Below are 14,158 nucleotides of genomic sequence, written 5' to 3' on the forward strand. Positions count from 1 at the left end.
GTCTGCCCCGTTGCGGGCATTCGGGCGGGGCTCCGCTTCTGCGGGGTGTCACTGCCGTGGGGAACCCCTGCCGTGGGGCGCCGCGGCCGTTCCGGGGCACGTTTCGTGGCCCCGGGGCGCGAGAAGTGGCCCCGGGGCCACGTACGCACAGCACCGACGCCCCGCGGCGGGCGTGTCCAGCCCGAGCCGCGGCATCCGCCCCGGTCCTACGCTCGATACATGACTTCCGCCGCCGCCCGCTCCGCCCTCGACATCGCCGACTGGCGCCGCCGCGTGTTCGCGCTGTACGACGCCGTGCGCGAAGCCGACGATCCCGAAGACGCTCACGAGCTCTGGCGGATCGAGCGCGACGCGCTGTTCGCCGATCACCCGGCCACTCCCCTGCTTCCGGAACAGCGCGAGGGCTTCGTCGGGCTGCCGCTGGCGCCGTACGACGCCGCGTGGCGGTTCGAGGTCCCGCTGCTCGACGCCGACGAGGCGTCGTTCGTCGCCACGACCGGCACCGACGGCGAGGTCGGGTTCGAACGCATCGGTCGCGTCGAGCTCCCCGACACCGGCTCGCTCGATGTCTGGCGGCTCACCTCGTACGGCGGAGGGTTGTTCGTCCCGGTACGGGATGCCGCGGCCGGACGCCCCGGCGGCACGTACGGCGGCGGGCGCTACCTGCTCGACACGATCAAGGGCGCCGACCTCGGCCGCGGCTCCGCCCCTGACACCCTGGTCATCGACTTCAACTTCGCGTACAACCCGTCGTGCGCCTACGACCCGATGTGGGCGTGCCCGCTCGCCCCGGCGGGCAACGTCCTCCCCGTCGCGGTGCCGGTCGGCGAGTTGTACGGGGTCTGACACGGACGACGGCGGGCCGCCCCGAGAGGGAGCGGCCCGCCGTCGTCCGTGTCTTACGCGGTGGGTTCGGCGCCCTCTTGCGCGAGGGCGATCACGGGTGCGAGCTCGTCGCGGTCGATGCGCATCCACGGTCCCGCCGGGTCGATCAGGATACCGGTGAGCCCGGTGTCCCCGGCCAGCGCCTTCGCGAGCTGGTCGCGCTTGATGGGCAGCGGCTGGTCGCCGCGACCGAGGGCGAGCAGTTCGAGCGGGTGCGTGAACACCTCGAGGAAACGCTCGCCTGTCGCCGAGCGCGACTCGGCGACGCCGATCGGGCCGCCCTCTTCGGAGCGGTTCACGCCGATCCACAGCGGAGCCTCGGCGACGATCGCGTCGACGATGGTGGATGCCGTCGAGTCGTCGCGGGTCTCGCACAGGGCCGTCTTGATGCGGAGTTCGGGGTCGACTTCGGCGACCATGCGCTCGAGCAGCGCCTTGGGGAGCACCGCGCGGTTCGCGCCCGACGCGGGGTCGAGGATGATGCCCGCGTAGGGACCGGCGAGCACGTGACGCAGCAGGGCCATGACCGGCTGCCCCATCGCCGAGGTGTCGCGGTCGCCATCGGCGTCGACGCTGGCGCGCAGCGCCAGTCCACCGCTGTAGGCGAGCACGAGCTGCTCGTCGCCGTTGTTGGCCACCGCGAGCGGCAGGTCTTTGCCCTCGGCCAGCAGCGCGCGGGCGTCGCCCTTCACCCGCAGGAAGACGTGCCCCTGCAGCAGCTGACGCGCGATGTTGAGCAGCTGAGCGGGCTCGGGCTGCCCCTCGATCTCAGCGAGAGCGTTGCCGAGCAGCACGTTGTCGCGCAGCCCCGGCACCGTCTCGGGTGCCTCGGGGGCTTCCATCGCGCCGGGCTGACGCGCCGAAGGGCGAGCAGCGACGGGCGGGGTCGACGACGGTTCGGGGGTGTCGGGGCCGGCACCCACACCACGGAACGACGACATCGAGATGCCGACGGTGGGGGCGGCCTCGGCCGAAACCTCCGGGGCCGGAGCGGCGTCGCTCGGGCCTGCGGGATCGACGGGCTGTTCGCCCGGCTCGATCGTGGTGTCGGGCCGGTCGACCGATGCGTCGTCGGAGTCGGACTTCTTGCGGCGCGAGAAGAGAGCCATTGTTTCAGCCTAGCCGGGGCGCTCCCCCGCCCGGTCCGCCGGGCGCGCATCGTGGGGTCGGCAGATGCGGCCCGTGGAACTGACGGGGCGCCCGTGACGCGGGCTCGGCGGGCTCCGATTCACGTTTGGGGCGGGATCCGTAGCTTGGGGCAGCATTTTCACGCCCCAATCGACAGGACACGCCCCAAACCGAGAATCTCATCGCCCGCGGCCCTGTCCCACCTGCGTCGCGACCACCCCACACGAGCGAACCGCGGCTATGGGGCGCCGCACGTGCAACGGGGTGCACCGCGCACGCCCCGGTGCACGGAACGCGCCCCGAACCGCCCCGCGCGCTCGGAAAACCGCTCGCACACGGGAGACCCCGGCGCCCGCCGCCCAACCCAGCGCCCGGCGCCCAGCCAGCGCCCGGGGCTCAGCCGAGCGCCCAGCGCCCGGCGCCCAGCCCAGCGCCCGCCGCCTACAGCTTGGTGATCGGCGCGATCTTGACGAGCAGCTTCTTCGGGCCGACGGTGTCGAAGCGCACGTGCGCGACGCGCTTCGCGCCCTCGCCGGTCACGGCATCCACTCGGCCCTCACCGAAGTCGTCGTGCCGGATGCGGTCACCCGACGCCAGCTGCATGTCGCCGTTGTCGCGGACCTTGGCCGGGATGCGGTTGGGGAACTTGCTCGGATCCGCAGGCGCCCGCTTGGGCAGCGGCACCAGGTCGTCCCCGTACCGGCTTCCGCCCCCGGGCTGGCCGGGGCGGCGTCCGCCGCGGGCGTTGAGCGCGCGCGACTGCGAGCCGCCACGGCCGTTGACGTCGCCCGGCGACTGCCGCCAGTCGATGAGGTCGGCGGGGATCTCCTGCAGGAACCGGCTGGGCATGGCCACCGTGACCTCGCCGAACTGCGCGCGAGTCATCGCGAGCGAGAGGTGCAGGCGCTTGCGGGCGCGCGTGATGCCGACGTAGAACAGCCGCCGCTCCTCTTGCGGACCGCCCGGCTCGTTCGCCGAGATGCGGTGCGGCAGCAGATCTTCTTCGACGCCGGTGAGGAACACCGCGTCGTACTCGAGGCCCTTCGCCGTGTGCAGCGTCATGAGCGACACCGAGCCCGACGCGTCGTCGAGATCGTCGGCGTCGGCGACGAGGGTGACCTCGGTCAAGAAGTCGATGATCGTGCCCTCGGGGTTGTTGCGCGCGAACTCGCGGGTCACGGCGACGAGCTCGTCGAGGTTCTCGAGGCGAGCCTCGTCTTGCGGGTCTTTGCTGGCGCGCAGGGCGTCGAAGTATCCGCTCTTGTTCAGCAGCAGCGTGAGGCCTTCGGTGACCGAGGTGGAGGGGGCGAGCTCTCCGGATGCCGGAAGCATGATCGCCGTGGCCTCGGTCAGCACCGCGTCGAGCTGATCGATGGCCTTCTGCAGCTTCGGGCCGACGCCGATCTGGGCCGAGTTGGCGAGGGCATCGCGGAAGGTGATTCCGTGCTCGGCGGCGTATCGCGCGATGGCCGTCTCGGTGACGTCGCCGATGCCGCGGCGCGGGCGGTTGAGGATGCGGCGCAGCGCCATCGAGTCGGCGGGGTTCGCGACGGCGATGAGGTACGCGAGCGCGTCTTTGATCTCGGCGCGCTCGTAGAACTTGGTGCCGCCCATGATCTTGTAGGGCACCGCGGAACGGATGAAGATCTCTTCGAGCGCACGGGACTGCGAGTTGGTGCGGTAGAACACCGCGACCCCCGAGTACGGCAGCCCCTTCTTGTGCAGCGCCTCGATCTCGTCGGCGACGAACTGCGCCTCGTCGTGCTGCGAGTACCCGGTGAACCCGATGATCGGGTCGCCCGCGCCGACGTCGGTCCAGAGCTTCTTGTCTTTACGGTCGAAGTTGTTCGAGATGACCGCGTTGGCCGCCGAGAGGATGTTCTGCGTCGAACGGTAGTTCTGCTCGAGCAGCACGACCTTGGCGCCCGGGTAATCGCGCTCGAACTCGCTGATGTTGCGGATGTCGGCACCGCGGAACGCGTAGATCGACTGGTCGGAGTCGCCGACGACGGTCAGCGAAGCGGCGTCTTCGCCGGCGGGCTCGGCGTCGAAGATCATCATGCCGCCGGACGAGAACGGCTCGGCATCCGATCCCGGAGGCCGCGTGAGCTCGTGGATGAGCGCGTACTGCGCGTGGTTGGTGTCCTGGTACTCGTCGACGAGGATGTGGCGGAACCGCTTGCGGTAGCGGTCGGCGACCTGCGGGAACGCCCGGAACAGGTAGACCGTCTGCGCGATGAGGTCGTCGAAGTCGAACGCGTTGGCCCGCTGCAGCTCGCGCTGGTACGAGCCGAAGATCTCTACGAACACACGCTCGGCGGGGTCGCTCATGTTCGCGGACCGCGCGTAGGACTCGGCATCCGCCAGCTCGTTCTTCAGCTTCGAGATACGGCTCTGCGTGCCGGCGGGGGTGAGCCCGAACGAGTCGCCCTCGTGCTCCTTGACGAGGCGCTTGATGAGCGCGCGGGAATCGCCGGAGTCGTAGATCGTGAACGACTTGGTGAAACCGAACTGCTCGGCCTCTCGCCGCAGGATGCGCACGCACGCCGAGTGGAACGTCGAGATCCACATGCCGTCGGCCTTCTGCCCGATCAGATGGTGCACGCGCTCGCGCATCTCGCCGGCGGCCTTGTTGGTGAAGGTGATCGCGAGGATCTGGCTGGGATACGCCTCGCGCGTGCGCAGCAGCGACGCGATGCGACGCGTGAGCACGCTCGTCTTGCCGGAGCCGGCGCCCGCGACGATGAGCAGGGCCTGGCCGCGATAGGTCACGGCCTCGCGCTGCGGACCGTTCAGCCCCTCGAGGAGGTCGGCGTCGGGTCGGGATGCCGACGGTCCGGGACCGTCGACGATGAGGGGCATGGAGGCGTCGGTCATGGCGTGGTCAAGTCTAGGCGGGGCCTCCGACATCGGCCCCGTCGGCGCCACGCCCGCGGGCTCACGCCGTGCAACCGTGGACCCGGGGCCGCGGATCGCGCCCCGGGGCCACGAACGACGCCCCGGGACCGGCCACCGGCCCCCGCACCCCAGCTCTTCGGCCCCGCGGACGCCTCAGCTGCGCGCTTCGCCCGCCGCACCCGACGACAGCAGCGACTGGGCGCGCGAGAAGTGCTCGGCATCCACCGTCACGTCCCAGCGCTCGGCTTCGAAGCCCTGCACCGACGAGAAGTCGCGGCGCCCGCCCGTGAACGAGTGCCCGACGAAGCCGAAGACCGCGCCCCACACCGCTCCGAGCACGAGGCCCAGGAGCACGAACCCGAGGAACCCTCCGACGCTCAGCAAACCGATCAGCACCCCGATCATCAGGCCGAACCACGCCCCCGAGGCGGCGCCGAGACCCGCGGCGCGGCCGCGCGTGAGGCGTCCGGTCACCTGCTCGACGATGCGCACACCCGTTCCCACGATCGCGGTGTGCTCGACCGGGAAGCCGGCATCGGACAGGCGGTCGACGGCGGCCTGCGCCCCGGTGTAGTCGCTGAAGCTCGAGAGGACGCGGCGCTCGGGCGTGGCACGGGTGATGTCGGACATGGCGGGTTCCTTCCCTCGGTGACCCCACGCTAACGACGCCGCCCGCACCGCGCGGGGCGGTTGCGCGCGGGCCGGGCCCCGGTTAGCGCCGCTGAGTCACACCCCGGATGCCGTTCAGCCGACACCGCGATGATGGATGCATGCGGCTGATCCTCAACGTCCTCTGGCTCGTGCTCTCGGGCTTCTGGCTCTTCCTCGGCTATCTCGCCGCGGGGATCGTCCTGTGCGTCCTCATCCTCACGATCCCGTGGGGGATCGCGTCCTTCCGCATCGGGCTGTACGCCCTGTGGCCGTTCGGCCGCGAGATCGTCGCGAAGCGGTCGGCCGGCGTCGGCTCGTTCCTCGGGAACGTGGTCTGGGTGATCCTGGCGGGCTGGTGGCTCGCCCTGGGGCACATCTTCACCGGGCTGCTGCTGTGCGTCACAATCATCGGCATCCCGCTCGGCATCGCGAACTTCAAGCTCGTTCCCGTGTCGCTCATGCCGCTCGGCAAAGAGGTGCGCGAGATCGGTCGCGGCGGACCGTTCGACCAGACGCTCGGCCGGTAGGGCTCAGCGCGCGGAGCGCACGTACACCCGGCGGGGCAGGGCGAGCAGGATGCCGACCACCGTCGCGATCCCCCCGATCACGGCCGTGACGGTCATGAGCTCGACGGGGAACATCCCGTCGCGCACCCCGGTGAAACGGGCCAGATCCCAGGGCAGGATGCCGATCTGCTCGTTCCACGAGCGCAGCGCGTCCCTCGCGCCCACCACGGCGATGGTCACCGCGGGCAGGGCGTACCCGACGCCCATACCGGCGAGCGCGACGCCGGCCGCGCGGCGGCGACCCAGCTGCGCCGACAGCGACCAGCCGGCCACGACGAACACCCACGCGACGAGGGCGACGGCGATCGCGAGGTAGAGGATGCGCACCCACGGTTGCGCCCAGAGCGCCTCCCAGATCCCCTCGGGACCCGACAGCGATACGGCCAGCAACGCCACCACGCAGCGCAGCACGAGCGCGCCGCCGACGGCCGCGATGATCGGCCACGGCGAGCGTCGCCCGAGAAGCAGACGCACCGCGGCGGCGAACAGGAGCCAGCCGGCCACGGCGATGGCCATTCCCCACAGCCCGTCGCGCGGAGTCTGCACCACGCGCGTGAGCACGAGCAGTCCGCCCGGCACGAGGATCATCAGCCAGCGGTCGAGCGGCAGCAGGCCGAGGCTCGATTCGCGCGCCCGCCAGGGTCGGGTCGACGCGATCCACGACGCGCGCGCGGCGGCGGCCCCGGGGCGGCGGACCAGACGGGTGCGGGCGGCGACCGCTCCGATCAGCAGCCAGACCACGCCGAGGGCCAGGAGCACGCGGGCGATCCATTCCGTCGCCGGGTCGACCGTCATCTGCTCTCGCGCGAACGGGTCGACCATCACGGCGAGAACCGTGCCGATCGCCAGGAGGATCGCGGCGACGCTGAGGGCCAGGATGCCTCGCCCCGCCGTCGTCGCCATGTCCCTACGTTACCCGTCGGATTCAGGGCTCCCGACCGGTCAGCGGTGAGCAGCGGCACGGGTGAGTTCGCGCGAGCGCCGGGGTGCCGGCATCCCTCTCCGAACGGCGATCCAGGATGCCGACACCACGCGCGCCCGCGACGGGACTCAGGCCTTGTCGTGCAAGGTCACGTGGTACCCGTCGGGGTCGGCGAAGGTGAAGGTGCGTCCGAAGGGGCCGTCGATCGGCTCCATCACGATGCGGTGCCCGTCGGCGACGAGTGCGTCGTGCATCTGCTGCACCTCGGTGCCGTGGAGCCACAGAGCGACGCCGACACCGGGCTGGGCGACCCCGGTGAGGTCGGTGCCGGGGGCGAGGTCGCGCAGCGCGAAGGCGATCGGCGCGGTGTCGAAGACGACCGCGTGGGGCGGGCCGGCGGGTGAACGGCGCAGGCCGAGGTACTTCTCGTAGAAGGCGTGCGAGGCGGCGAGATCGCGCACCTGCAGTGAGATGAAGTCGGGTCCGGTGACGGGCATGAGAGTCTCCTCGCGTGTCAGTTATCTGACATCCAGTGTATGTCAGAATACTGACATGACGCAAGAGGCGATCGACCTGGACACCTCCCTGGGGTACCTCCTGAAAGAGGCGGCGAGCGCGCTGCGCGCGGCGATGGAGGACGTGCTGCGCCCCCTCGGAATGACGATCACGCACTACTCCTGCCTCGAACTCCTCGCCCAGCGGCCGGGCCTGTCGAACTCCGACCTCGCGCGAGGGGCCTTCGTCACCCGGCAGTCGATGAACGTCCTCCTGCAGAGCCTCGAACGCGAGGGCGTCGTCGAGCGCCCCGATGCCGCCCCCGTCGGCAAAGCCCTCCCCACGCGGCTCACCGCGAAGGGGCAGCGCTCCCTCGATGCGGCGAGCGCGGCCGTCCGCTCGGTGGAGAAGCGCATGCTGAGCGGAATGACGGATGCCGAGCAGGCGGCCGCCCTGCACGCCCTGCGGTCGATGGTGGCGTCGCTGCGCAGCTGACTCCGCCGAGGGCAGGATTGTGTAACAATCCATCCATGCTTCCCGCCCTCGCGATCCTCGCCGCGGCGCTGTGCTTCTCGACCACCGGCACGGCGCAGGCCCTCGCGGGCGTCGACGCCTCCCCCCTCGCGGTCGGAGCGGCGCGGATCGTGGTGGGAGGCGGCATCCTGGGCCTTCTCGCTCTCGCCCAGCGTTCGCCCGGCCGCGCGCGCAGCGGATCCCGCGCGTCCACCGCGGCGCTGATCGCCGTCGGAGCCCTGGGCGTCCTCGCGTACCAACCGCTGTTCTTCCTGGGCACGCGCGAGAACGGCGTCGCCATCGGCACGGTGGTCGCCCTCGGCTCGGCGCCCATCGCGACCGGGATCGTCGATGCCGTCCGCCTGCGCCGCGCTCCCACGCCGCGCTGGATGCTCGCGACCGCCGTCGCGCTGATCGGCGTGGTCCTCGTGTCGGGCGTGACGGGCGGCGCGACCGCTCTCGCGCCCGGCGGCCTGCTCGCTTCGGCCGGCGCGGGAATGTCGTACGCCCTCTATACGGTGTGCGGCAAAGCACTGATCGAGAGGGGGTGGAACTCCACACGGGTCATGGGAGCGGTGTTCGGCATCGCCGCCGTGGCGAGCCTTCCCGTCCTCGTCCTCGCCGGGACGTCGTGGCTGCTCACCCCGAACGGCCTGGCCCTCGCCCTCTGGCTCGGGGTCGTGACCACGGCGATCGCGTACCTGCTGTTCGGATGGGGGCTCGTCCGCCTGAGCGCCGTCACGGTATCGACCCTGACCCTCGCCGAGCCCCTCGCCGCCACGCTTCTGGGCCTGTTCGTCTTGCGCGAGCACCTCACTCTCGTGAGCGGCATCGGCCTGGCCCTCATCGCGGTGGGCCTCGCCGTGGTGTCGGCTCCGTCTCGCAGGCGTGAGGAGGTTCCGGATGCCACGGCCCGCGCGTGACACCAGTGACGGCGCCGCGGCGGGCACGGGCGAGACGCACTCGCGCCGCCGGGGAGCGCCCCTGCCCGGCCCCCGCACCGCGGACGCCGTCGCCGACACGCTGCGCGCCGCGATCCTGTCGGGCGAACTCGCCCCCGGCACGCCCCTGCGCGAGGAGGAGCTCAGCGCGACCCACGGCATCTCGCGGCACACCGCCCGCACGGCGCTCGCGACCCTCACGGCCGAGCGGCTCGCCACGGCCGAGCCCTACCGCGGCGTCCGGGTGTCCCAGCTCGACGACGACGCCCTGATCGCCCTTCAGCAGTTGCGCTGCGCTCTCGAGACCGAGGCGCTGCGGATCGTGCGGGATCGCGGCATCCACCTCTCCGAGGTCGACGACGCCCTCGACGCTCTCGCCGACGCCGAGTCCGAAGGCGACTGGACAGGAACCCTCGACGCGCACGCCCGCGTGCACCTGGCGTTGGTCGCCGCGGCGGGGTCTCCGCGCATCACCGAGGAGTACCGCCGCCTCGACGGCGAGATGCGCCTGCTTCTCACGCACGTGCGGCCCGCCTACGCTCCCGGGGCGCTGACGGCGGAACACCGCGCCTATGTCGAAGCGGCGCTCCGCGATCCCGAGCGGGTCGTGCGCGCGCACCTCGAGCACTCCACGAGGGCGATCATCGACGGGCGATCCGGGCGCTGATCGAGGCCCCACCGCCACACGGCGACACATCCCGTCACCTCGCGCAACGCCCCTTCGTCGCTCGCGCGCCCCGGGTTAGCGTGGGGGCACATCGCGGCGATCCGGGCGGTCCCGGGCCTCGGCTCATAACCGAAGGCGTGGCGGGTTCGACTCCCGCCGTCGCGTCGACACCCCTCAGCAGATCGACGGATCGCTAGGGTATATCACGGAGGTATAGCCGTGACCCGAAGCTTCGACCGCAGCCGCGCGTCGCACCTCGTGCGAGCTGCGCGCCTCGACCGCAAGATGTCTCAGGCAGATCTCGCGCGAGCGGCCGGGATGAGCCAGCCCAATGTGGCGGCCATCGAGAACGGGACGAGAAACCCCAGCGACGACGCCTTCGAGCGCCTGCTGCGGGCCGCCGACTACCGACCCAGCCTGGCCGTCGAAGAGAACGCCGAAGCGATCGTCGAGGCAGGGCGGCGGCACGGACTCCGCGACATCCGCGTCTTCGGTTCGGTGGCGACCGGCGCCGATCACTTCACGTCGGATATCGACCTTCTCGCTCGCGTCGACGCAGGACGCGGCTATTTCGACATCGCGGCCTTCACTCACACCGTGGAAGAGCTCACGGGCTTCGCCGTCGACGTGATCGTCGATGACGAGCACCGGCCTTCCTTCCTCGACTCGACGGCGTGGGCCGCCCTGTGACGGAATCCGAGTCGCAACCGGCCGCGCGCTTTCGACGCGCTCCGAGGGCGGAGCAGCCCCCTGCACCGCATGCCCAGGCGAACTTCCTCGAGAGCGTCGACGCGATCGAGTCTTTCCTCGGCCACGCGACAAGCGAAGGAAGAAGCGCGTTCCGGCGCACCTCGCCGTCGTACGCGTCCGGCTCGATGGCGATCATCCGAGCCGCAGCGCTCTTCGAGACCGACGAGTTCGCGTCATTCGTCACCGACACCCCCGCCGAGGTCGCCACCGCCCTCCGGACGATGCGCAACATCGCGTCCCATGCGGGATACCGCGCAATGAACGACGATCTCTTCTGGGTCACGTTGACGGTCGAGCTCCCCCCGCACATCGCCTCGTGGCGACGCGCGGCCGAGGACTCCCCGTCACACTGACCCGCGGCGCTCCTACGCCTCCGCCGGCAGCGTTCCACCTCTGGTTCGCTCCGGCGATCGGTCACCGCAGCCGCAACGCCGCTCACCGCATCGCGGTCGAGGGGGACACTGCCGAGGGCCCGCAGACCGGCGTCTACATCCCCCGTCGCCACAGTTCATCGCTTCTCGCACGACTGGTCGGCGGACGTGTCTTCCCCGGAACGCACGCCGCCGCCCGCGTCGATTTCCGCTCCACCGCCGACGACCTCGAGGTCCGGGTCGAGGCCGACGATCTGCGCGTCCGCGTCGCCGCGCGCCGGGGTCCCGGCATCTCGTTCCGCAGCACCCTCTTCGAGACCCTCGAGCAGTCCTCGACCTTCTTCCGGAAGGATGCCGTGGGCTGGTCGCCGACCCGCTCGGGTGCGCTCGAGGGGCTCCGGCTCGACACCGACGCGTGGAGTCGAGCCGATCGACGTCACCGCCCTCTCGTCGACCTTCTTCGACGCCCTGCCCGACGGCGCCGCGCAGTTCGACCACGCCCTCCTCATGCACGACGTGCCGACGCGGTGGAGCAGCGTTTCGACACCCGCGACGATCTCGTGACTGCTGTCAGACTGGACGCATGACCTCCTCCGCGCCCCAGGATGTGCCCGTCGGCAGCGAGGGCATCCGCCTCGGCCCGTTCATGAAGTTCGCCAGCATCCTCGACTCGGGCGGAGACGTCAAAGAGGCCATCATCGACGGCTACGTCGAGGTCAACGGCGAGGTCGACCGCCGCCGCGGCCGCCAGCTGCAGGTGGGCGACGTCGTGACGTTCGAGGGACGCTCCTTCCGCGTGCAGGCCTGACGCGACCCGACATCGGCGCGATGAGCCGTCCCTCGTCACGTGACGCGGCCGCAGCTCCGCCGCAACAGCGCTTGCGCACTGCCCTCCGCTCCGGAAGCGTGACCCGCATGGACAATCGCGAGAACGCCGCCGCCGCCGCTGAAAACTGGATCGCTCGTTACGTCCGCGCGTGGTCGACGAACGACCCGGACGAGATCCGCTCCCTTTTCACGGAGCAGGCCGAGTACCGCGACGGGCCGTCGACCCCTCCCTGGGTGGGTCGCGACGCGATCGTCGACGCGTGGCTCGCTCAGAAGGACGAACCGGGAACGTGGTCGTTCACGCACGAGCTCGTCGCGGTCGACGGCGATGTCGCCGTGATCCGCGGGTGGACGGACTATCCCAACGCCACCGCGAAGGCGAGACACTACGACAACATGATGGTCATCCGGCTCGCCGAAGACGGTCGTGCCGCGCTCTTCACCGACTGGTGGGTGGCGTCGACACCATCCGATTCGTGAACGGATCCGTTCTGCACCACCATGTCGACGTATTGACCCCCTCCTTCCGCGTGCAGGCCTGACCGGGGGTACGCGAAAGGCCCGCCACCCCGACGGGGGAAGCGGGCCTCGATGCACCCCGCGCTCGTGACACGGGAGGCCGCTCGAGCTCAGTGCTCGTCGTAGTGATCCGTGTGCAGCGCGTGACGGTGACCGTCGTGCACGTAGTCGGCGTGGTCGTCGTGCGTCACCTTCTCGTGGCCGCAGTCGTCGCCGTGACGGTGCTCGTCGACGCCGTGCTCGGCCTTCGACTCGTGCTCGTCGTAGTGATCGCCGTGCAGCGCGTGGTGGTGCGTGCCGTGCACGTAATCGATGTGATCCCCGTGCTCGATCTTCTGGTGGCCGCAGTCGTCGCCGTGCGCGTGCTCGTCGACGGAATGCTCGGCGTGGGTGTCGGCAGTGCTCATTGTTCGTTCCCCTGATCGGTCGGTTCGGTGACGTGGGCGATCGCATCGAGCACGACGTGAGCGACGTGCTGGTCGGCGAGGGCGTAACGGATCTCTTTGCCCTCGCGTTCCGAGCTCACGAGTCCCGACTGCCGCAGGGTCCGCAGGTGCTGCGATACCAGCGGCTGCGAGAGTCCGGTGCGCTCGGCGAGCGCCCCGACTGTGAGTCGTTCGCGGCTCAGCAGCCAGACGAGCGCGAGACGCGACTCATTGCCGAGGACCTTGAACAGCTCGGCGGCATCGTCGAGCCCGGCGATCGTGTCCACATCAGGTAGACCACCACACACATGCACGAATTGCAATGTGTTTACGCTTTCGGGAACGGTTCTCGTTTCCGTTATCGCCACCCCGGGGCGATCACCCCTGCCGCCCCTTGAAGCGGGGGTTGAGCTTGTTGATCACGAACACCTTGCCGCGTCGGCGCACGACCTGCGCACCGGGCTGCTTCTTCAGGGACTTGATCGACGCGCGGACCTTCATGGCATCCTCCTTGTTGATAACTGTTATCAATAACAAGCTAAAGTGTCCCCACGCCCCTGACAAATGAGAGGTGGATGCCATGCCCCGCACGATCGCCATCATGGGCGTGTGCGCCCCCGAGCGCCGCACCTACGCGGAACGGACCGCCGTCGCGCTCTCACGACCCCTTCACCTGCTGCGCTACGCCGACCTGCGCGTGTCCCACGCGCTCCCCCTCCCCCGCCCGCGGGCGAACGACGCGCAGACCGTGGTCGACCTCGGCACCGACGTCGACCTGATCCACGCGATCGCGGCGCGCGGCGGGTCGGAGGTCGAGGCCGTGTGCGTGGTCGACGCCCGCCACATGATCGGCGATCTTCTCGACGACGCCGCGCTGTCGGCATCCGCGAAACCCGGCGACACCCGCGGTGACATCGGCGCCCGGGCGCGCCAGGCGGCGCTGGCATTGGAACTCGCGACGCGCATCGTCTGGGTCAACTGGGAGCAGGTGCCCACGCCGGCGCTCGCCGTGCAGATGGCGCTGGCGTCGCACCTGAACCCCGCCGCCGTCGTGCGCCTGTCGCGCGACCCGCTCAGCGACCTGCGCTCGGCCGCGACGCACGAGGGCGAGATCCTCGAGCGGGCGGGGTGGGTGCGTGCGTTGAACGGCGAACACGACCCGTACATGCGCGACAACCGCGTGATGACGCTCACGTACGAGCAGGTGCGGCCGTTCCACCCCGCGCGCCTCTCGGCGACCCTCGATCGCCTCGACGCCGGCGCGGCCGGCCGGCTGGTGCGCTCGGCCGGGTTCTGCCGCCTGGCATCGCGCCCCGGCATCCTGGCCCGCTGGGAACACGTCGGATCCGCGATGTGGATCGAACCGCTCGGCGCCGACGACGGCCGCATGGGCCTGGGGCAGGAGATCGTCTTCACCGGTCTCGACCTCTCGGCGCCGAAACTCGCGCACCTCCTCGACCACGCCGTCCTGACCGACGAGGAGTTCGCCGGCGGCCCCGCGACCTGGCTCGCCTTCGACGACCCGCTGCCAGCATGGCCGGCGGTGGAGTCATCGATCCCGGATGCCACCGACTGACCGTGTCAAGCCGGTCGCCCGCA

The 14,158-nt window shown here is 70.8% G+C and carries 19 protein-coding genes and 1 tRNA gene; 12 read left to right on the top strand and 8 right to left on the bottom strand.

Going from position 1 to position 14,158, the window contains the following annotated elements; all coding sequences use genetic code 11:
* Positions 1-219 precede the first annotated feature (219 nt).
* On the top strand, positions 220-846 hold the full coding sequence (locus AB6V31_RS12130; protein ID WP_369365932.1) for a DUF1684 domain-containing protein: 627 nt from the start codon (positions 220-222) through the stop codon (positions 844-846).
* 53 nt (positions 847-899) lie between these two features.
* Here AB6V31_RS12130 and AB6V31_RS12135 read toward each other — a convergent pair whose 3' ends face one another.
* The 3 genes from AB6V31_RS12135 to AB6V31_RS12145 all read right to left on the bottom strand — a co-directional run bounded on the left by AB6V31_RS12135 (position 900) and on the right by AB6V31_RS12145 (position 5,541).
* Positions 900-1,994, bottom strand: coding sequence for an SseB family protein (locus AB6V31_RS12135; protein ID WP_074696543.1), 1,095 nt, complete (start codon positions 1,992-1,994; stop codon positions 900-902).
* A 460-nt stretch (positions 1,995-2,454) separates the two neighbouring features.
* Positions 2,455-4,890, bottom strand: coding sequence for an ATP-dependent helicase (locus tag AB6V31_RS12140; protein ID WP_369365933.1), 2,436 nt, complete (start codon positions 4,888-4,890; stop codon positions 2,455-2,457).
* 174 nt (positions 4,891-5,064) lie between these two features.
* Positions 5,065-5,541, bottom strand: a complete 477-nt coding sequence (locus AB6V31_RS12145; protein WP_074696539.1) for a general stress protein — start codon at positions 5,539-5,541, stop codon at positions 5,065-5,067.
* Positions 5,542-5,681: 140 nt separating this feature from the next.
* Between AB6V31_RS12145 and AB6V31_RS12150 the strand changes: the two genes are divergently transcribed.
* A complete protein-coding gene (locus tag AB6V31_RS12150; RefSeq protein WP_056226553.1) occupies positions 5,682-6,089 on the top strand; it encodes a YccF domain-containing protein in 408 nt (135 codons plus the stop codon).
* Between the two features lie 3 nt (positions 6,090-6,092).
* Here AB6V31_RS12150 and AB6V31_RS12155 read toward each other — a convergent pair whose 3' ends face one another.
* A complete protein-coding gene (locus AB6V31_RS12155; RefSeq protein WP_369365935.1) occupies positions 6,093-7,031 on the bottom strand; it encodes a hypothetical protein in 939 nt (312 codons plus the stop codon).
* A 147-nt stretch (positions 7,032-7,178) separates the two neighbouring features.
* Complete coding sequence (locus tag AB6V31_RS12160; protein WP_056226549.1) at positions 7,179-7,547, bottom strand: VOC family protein; 369 nt, start codon at positions 7,545-7,547, stop codon at positions 7,179-7,181.
* 55 nt (positions 7,548-7,602) lie between these two features.
* On the opposite strand from AB6V31_RS12160, the gene AB6V31_RS12165 reads away from it, so the two are divergent.
* The 9 genes from AB6V31_RS12165 (at position 7,603) to AB6V31_RS12205 (ending at position 12,095) form a co-directional block, all read left to right on the top strand.
* Complete coding sequence (locus tag AB6V31_RS12165) at positions 7,603-8,040, top strand: MarR family winged helix-turn-helix transcriptional regulator (RefSeq protein WP_369365937.1); 438 nt, start codon at positions 7,603-7,605, stop codon at positions 8,038-8,040.
* A 35-nt stretch (positions 8,041-8,075) separates the two neighbouring features.
* Positions 8,076-8,981 (top strand): DMT family transporter, encoded by a 906-nt coding sequence (locus tag AB6V31_RS12170; RefSeq protein ID WP_369365939.1) that lies wholly within the window; start codon positions 8,076-8,078, stop codon positions 8,979-8,981.
* Positions 8,962-9,666: a GntR family transcriptional regulator gene (locus AB6V31_RS12175; RefSeq protein ID WP_369365940.1), complete on the top strand. Its 705-nt coding sequence runs from the start codon at positions 8,962-8,964 to the stop codon at positions 9,664-9,666. Before AB6V31_RS12170 ends, AB6V31_RS12175 begins: the two co-directional genes overlap by 20 nt.
* Before the next feature lie 92 nt (positions 9,667-9,758).
* Positions 9,759-9,831 (top strand) — tRNA-Met (locus AB6V31_RS12180).
* Between the two features lie 54 nt (positions 9,832-9,885).
* Positions 9,886-10,356 carry a helix-turn-helix domain-containing protein gene (locus AB6V31_RS12185; protein ID WP_056226543.1) on the top strand — a complete coding sequence of 157 codons (471 nt, stop codon included), beginning with the start codon at positions 9,886-9,888 and terminating at the stop codon, positions 10,354-10,356.
* 185 nt (positions 10,357-10,541) lie between these two features.
* Positions 10,542-10,769 (top strand): hypothetical protein, encoded by a 228-nt coding sequence (locus AB6V31_RS12190; protein WP_056226541.1) that lies wholly within the window; start codon positions 10,542-10,544, stop codon positions 10,767-10,769.
* Positions 10,733-11,374, top strand: a complete 642-nt coding sequence (locus tag AB6V31_RS12195; protein ID WP_369365943.1) for a hypothetical protein — start codon at positions 10,733-10,735, stop codon at positions 11,372-11,374. Before AB6V31_RS12190 ends, AB6V31_RS12195 begins: the two co-directional genes overlap by 37 nt.
* Positions 11,371-11,595, top strand: coding sequence for an RNA-binding S4 domain-containing protein (locus tag AB6V31_RS12200; protein WP_279367743.1), 225 nt, complete (start codon positions 11,371-11,373; stop codon positions 11,593-11,595). The genes AB6V31_RS12195 and AB6V31_RS12200 overlap by 4 nt, the downstream gene beginning before the upstream one ends.
* A 107-nt stretch (positions 11,596-11,702) precedes the next feature.
* A complete protein-coding gene (locus AB6V31_RS12205) occupies positions 11,703-12,095 on the top strand; it encodes a nuclear transport factor 2 family protein (RefSeq protein ID WP_369365945.1) in 393 nt (130 codons plus the stop codon).
* Positions 12,096-12,244: 149 nt separating this feature from the next.
* Here AB6V31_RS12205 and AB6V31_RS12210 read toward each other — a convergent pair whose 3' ends face one another.
* The 3 genes from AB6V31_RS12210 to ykgO all read right to left on the bottom strand — a co-directional run bounded on the left by AB6V31_RS12210 (position 12,245) and on the right by ykgO (position 13,060).
* The gene (locus AB6V31_RS12210) at positions 12,245-12,541 is read right to left on the bottom strand and encodes a hypothetical protein (RefSeq protein ID WP_056226530.1); all 297 of its coding nucleotides are present in this window, start codon (positions 12,539-12,541) and stop codon (positions 12,245-12,247) included.
* On the bottom strand, positions 12,538-12,846 hold the full coding sequence (locus tag AB6V31_RS12215) for a helix-turn-helix transcriptional regulator (RefSeq protein ID WP_056226528.1): 309 nt from the start codon (positions 12,844-12,846) through the stop codon (positions 12,538-12,540). The genes AB6V31_RS12210 and AB6V31_RS12215 overlap by 4 nt, the downstream gene beginning before the upstream one ends.
* A gap of 91 nt (positions 12,847-12,937) precedes the next feature.
* Positions 12,938-13,060: a type B 50S ribosomal protein L36 gene (gene ykgO / locus AB6V31_RS12220; RefSeq protein ID WP_056226526.1), complete on the bottom strand. Its 123-nt coding sequence runs from the start codon at positions 13,058-13,060 to the stop codon at positions 12,938-12,940.
* Between the two features lie 79 nt (positions 13,061-13,139).
* On the opposite strand from ykgO, the gene AB6V31_RS12225 reads away from it, so the two are divergent.
* Entirely contained in the window at positions 13,140-14,135 is a 996-nt protein-coding gene (locus AB6V31_RS12225) for a GTP-binding protein (protein WP_369365947.1), read from the top strand.
* Positions 14,136-14,158 lie beyond the last annotated feature (23 nt).

The sequence above is a fragment of the Microbacterium sp. 16-032 genome (assembly GCF_041079455.1).
GTDB classification, from domain to species: domain Bacteria; phylum Actinomycetota; class Actinomycetes; order Actinomycetales; family Microbacteriaceae; genus Microbacterium; species Microbacterium testaceum_A.

Coding starts and splice junctions, on each gene's coding strand:
- AB6V31_RS12130 (WP_369365932.1), top strand. CDS start 220: ATGACTTCCGCCGCCGCCCGCTCCGCCCTCGACATCGCCGACTGGCGC.
- AB6V31_RS12135 (WP_074696543.1), bottom strand. CDS start 1,994: ATGGCTCTCTTCTCGCGCCGCAAGAAGTCCGACTCCGACGACGCATCG.
- AB6V31_RS12140 (WP_369365933.1), bottom strand. CDS start 4,890: ATGACCGACGCCTCCATGCCCCTCATCGTCGACGGTCCCGGACCGTCG.
- AB6V31_RS12145 (WP_074696539.1), bottom strand. CDS start 5,541: ATGTCCGACATCACCCGTGCCACGCCCGAGCGCCGCGTCCTCTCGAGC.
- AB6V31_RS12150 (WP_056226553.1), top strand. CDS start 5,682: ATGCGGCTGATCCTCAACGTCCTCTGGCTCGTGCTCTCGGGCTTCTGG.
- AB6V31_RS12155 (WP_369365935.1), bottom strand. CDS start 7,031: ATGGCGACGACGGCGGGGCGAGGCATCCTGGCCCTCAGCGTCGCCGCG.
- AB6V31_RS12160 (WP_056226549.1), bottom strand. CDS start 7,547: ATGCCCGTCACCGGACCCGACTTCATCTCACTGCAGGTGCGCGATCTC.
- AB6V31_RS12165 (WP_369365937.1), top strand. CDS start 7,603: ATGACGCAAGAGGCGATCGACCTGGACACCTCCCTGGGGTACCTCCTG.
- AB6V31_RS12170 (WP_369365939.1), top strand. CDS start 8,076: ATGCTTCCCGCCCTCGCGATCCTCGCCGCGGCGCTGTGCTTCTCGACC.
- AB6V31_RS12175 (WP_369365940.1), top strand. CDS start 8,962: ATGCCACGGCCCGCGCGTGACACCAGTGACGGCGCCGCGGCGGGCACG.
- AB6V31_RS12190 (WP_056226541.1), top strand. CDS start 10,542: ATGGCGATCATCCGAGCCGCAGCGCTCTTCGAGACCGACGAGTTCGCG.
- AB6V31_RS12200 (WP_279367743.1), top strand. CDS start 11,371: ATGACCTCCTCCGCGCCCCAGGATGTGCCCGTCGGCAGCGAGGGCATC.
- AB6V31_RS12205 (WP_369365945.1), top strand. CDS start 11,703: ATGGACAATCGCGAGAACGCCGCCGCCGCCGCTGAAAACTGGATCGCT.
- AB6V31_RS12210 (WP_056226530.1), bottom strand. CDS start 12,541: ATGAGCACTGCCGACACCCACGCCGAGCATTCCGTCGACGAGCACGCG.
- ykgO (WP_056226526.1), bottom strand. CDS start 13,060: ATGAAGGTCCGCGCGTCGATCAAGTCCCTGAAGAAGCAGCCCGGTGCG.
- AB6V31_RS12225 (WP_369365947.1), top strand. CDS start 13,140: ATGCCCCGCACGATCGCCATCATGGGCGTGTGCGCCCCCGAGCGCCGC.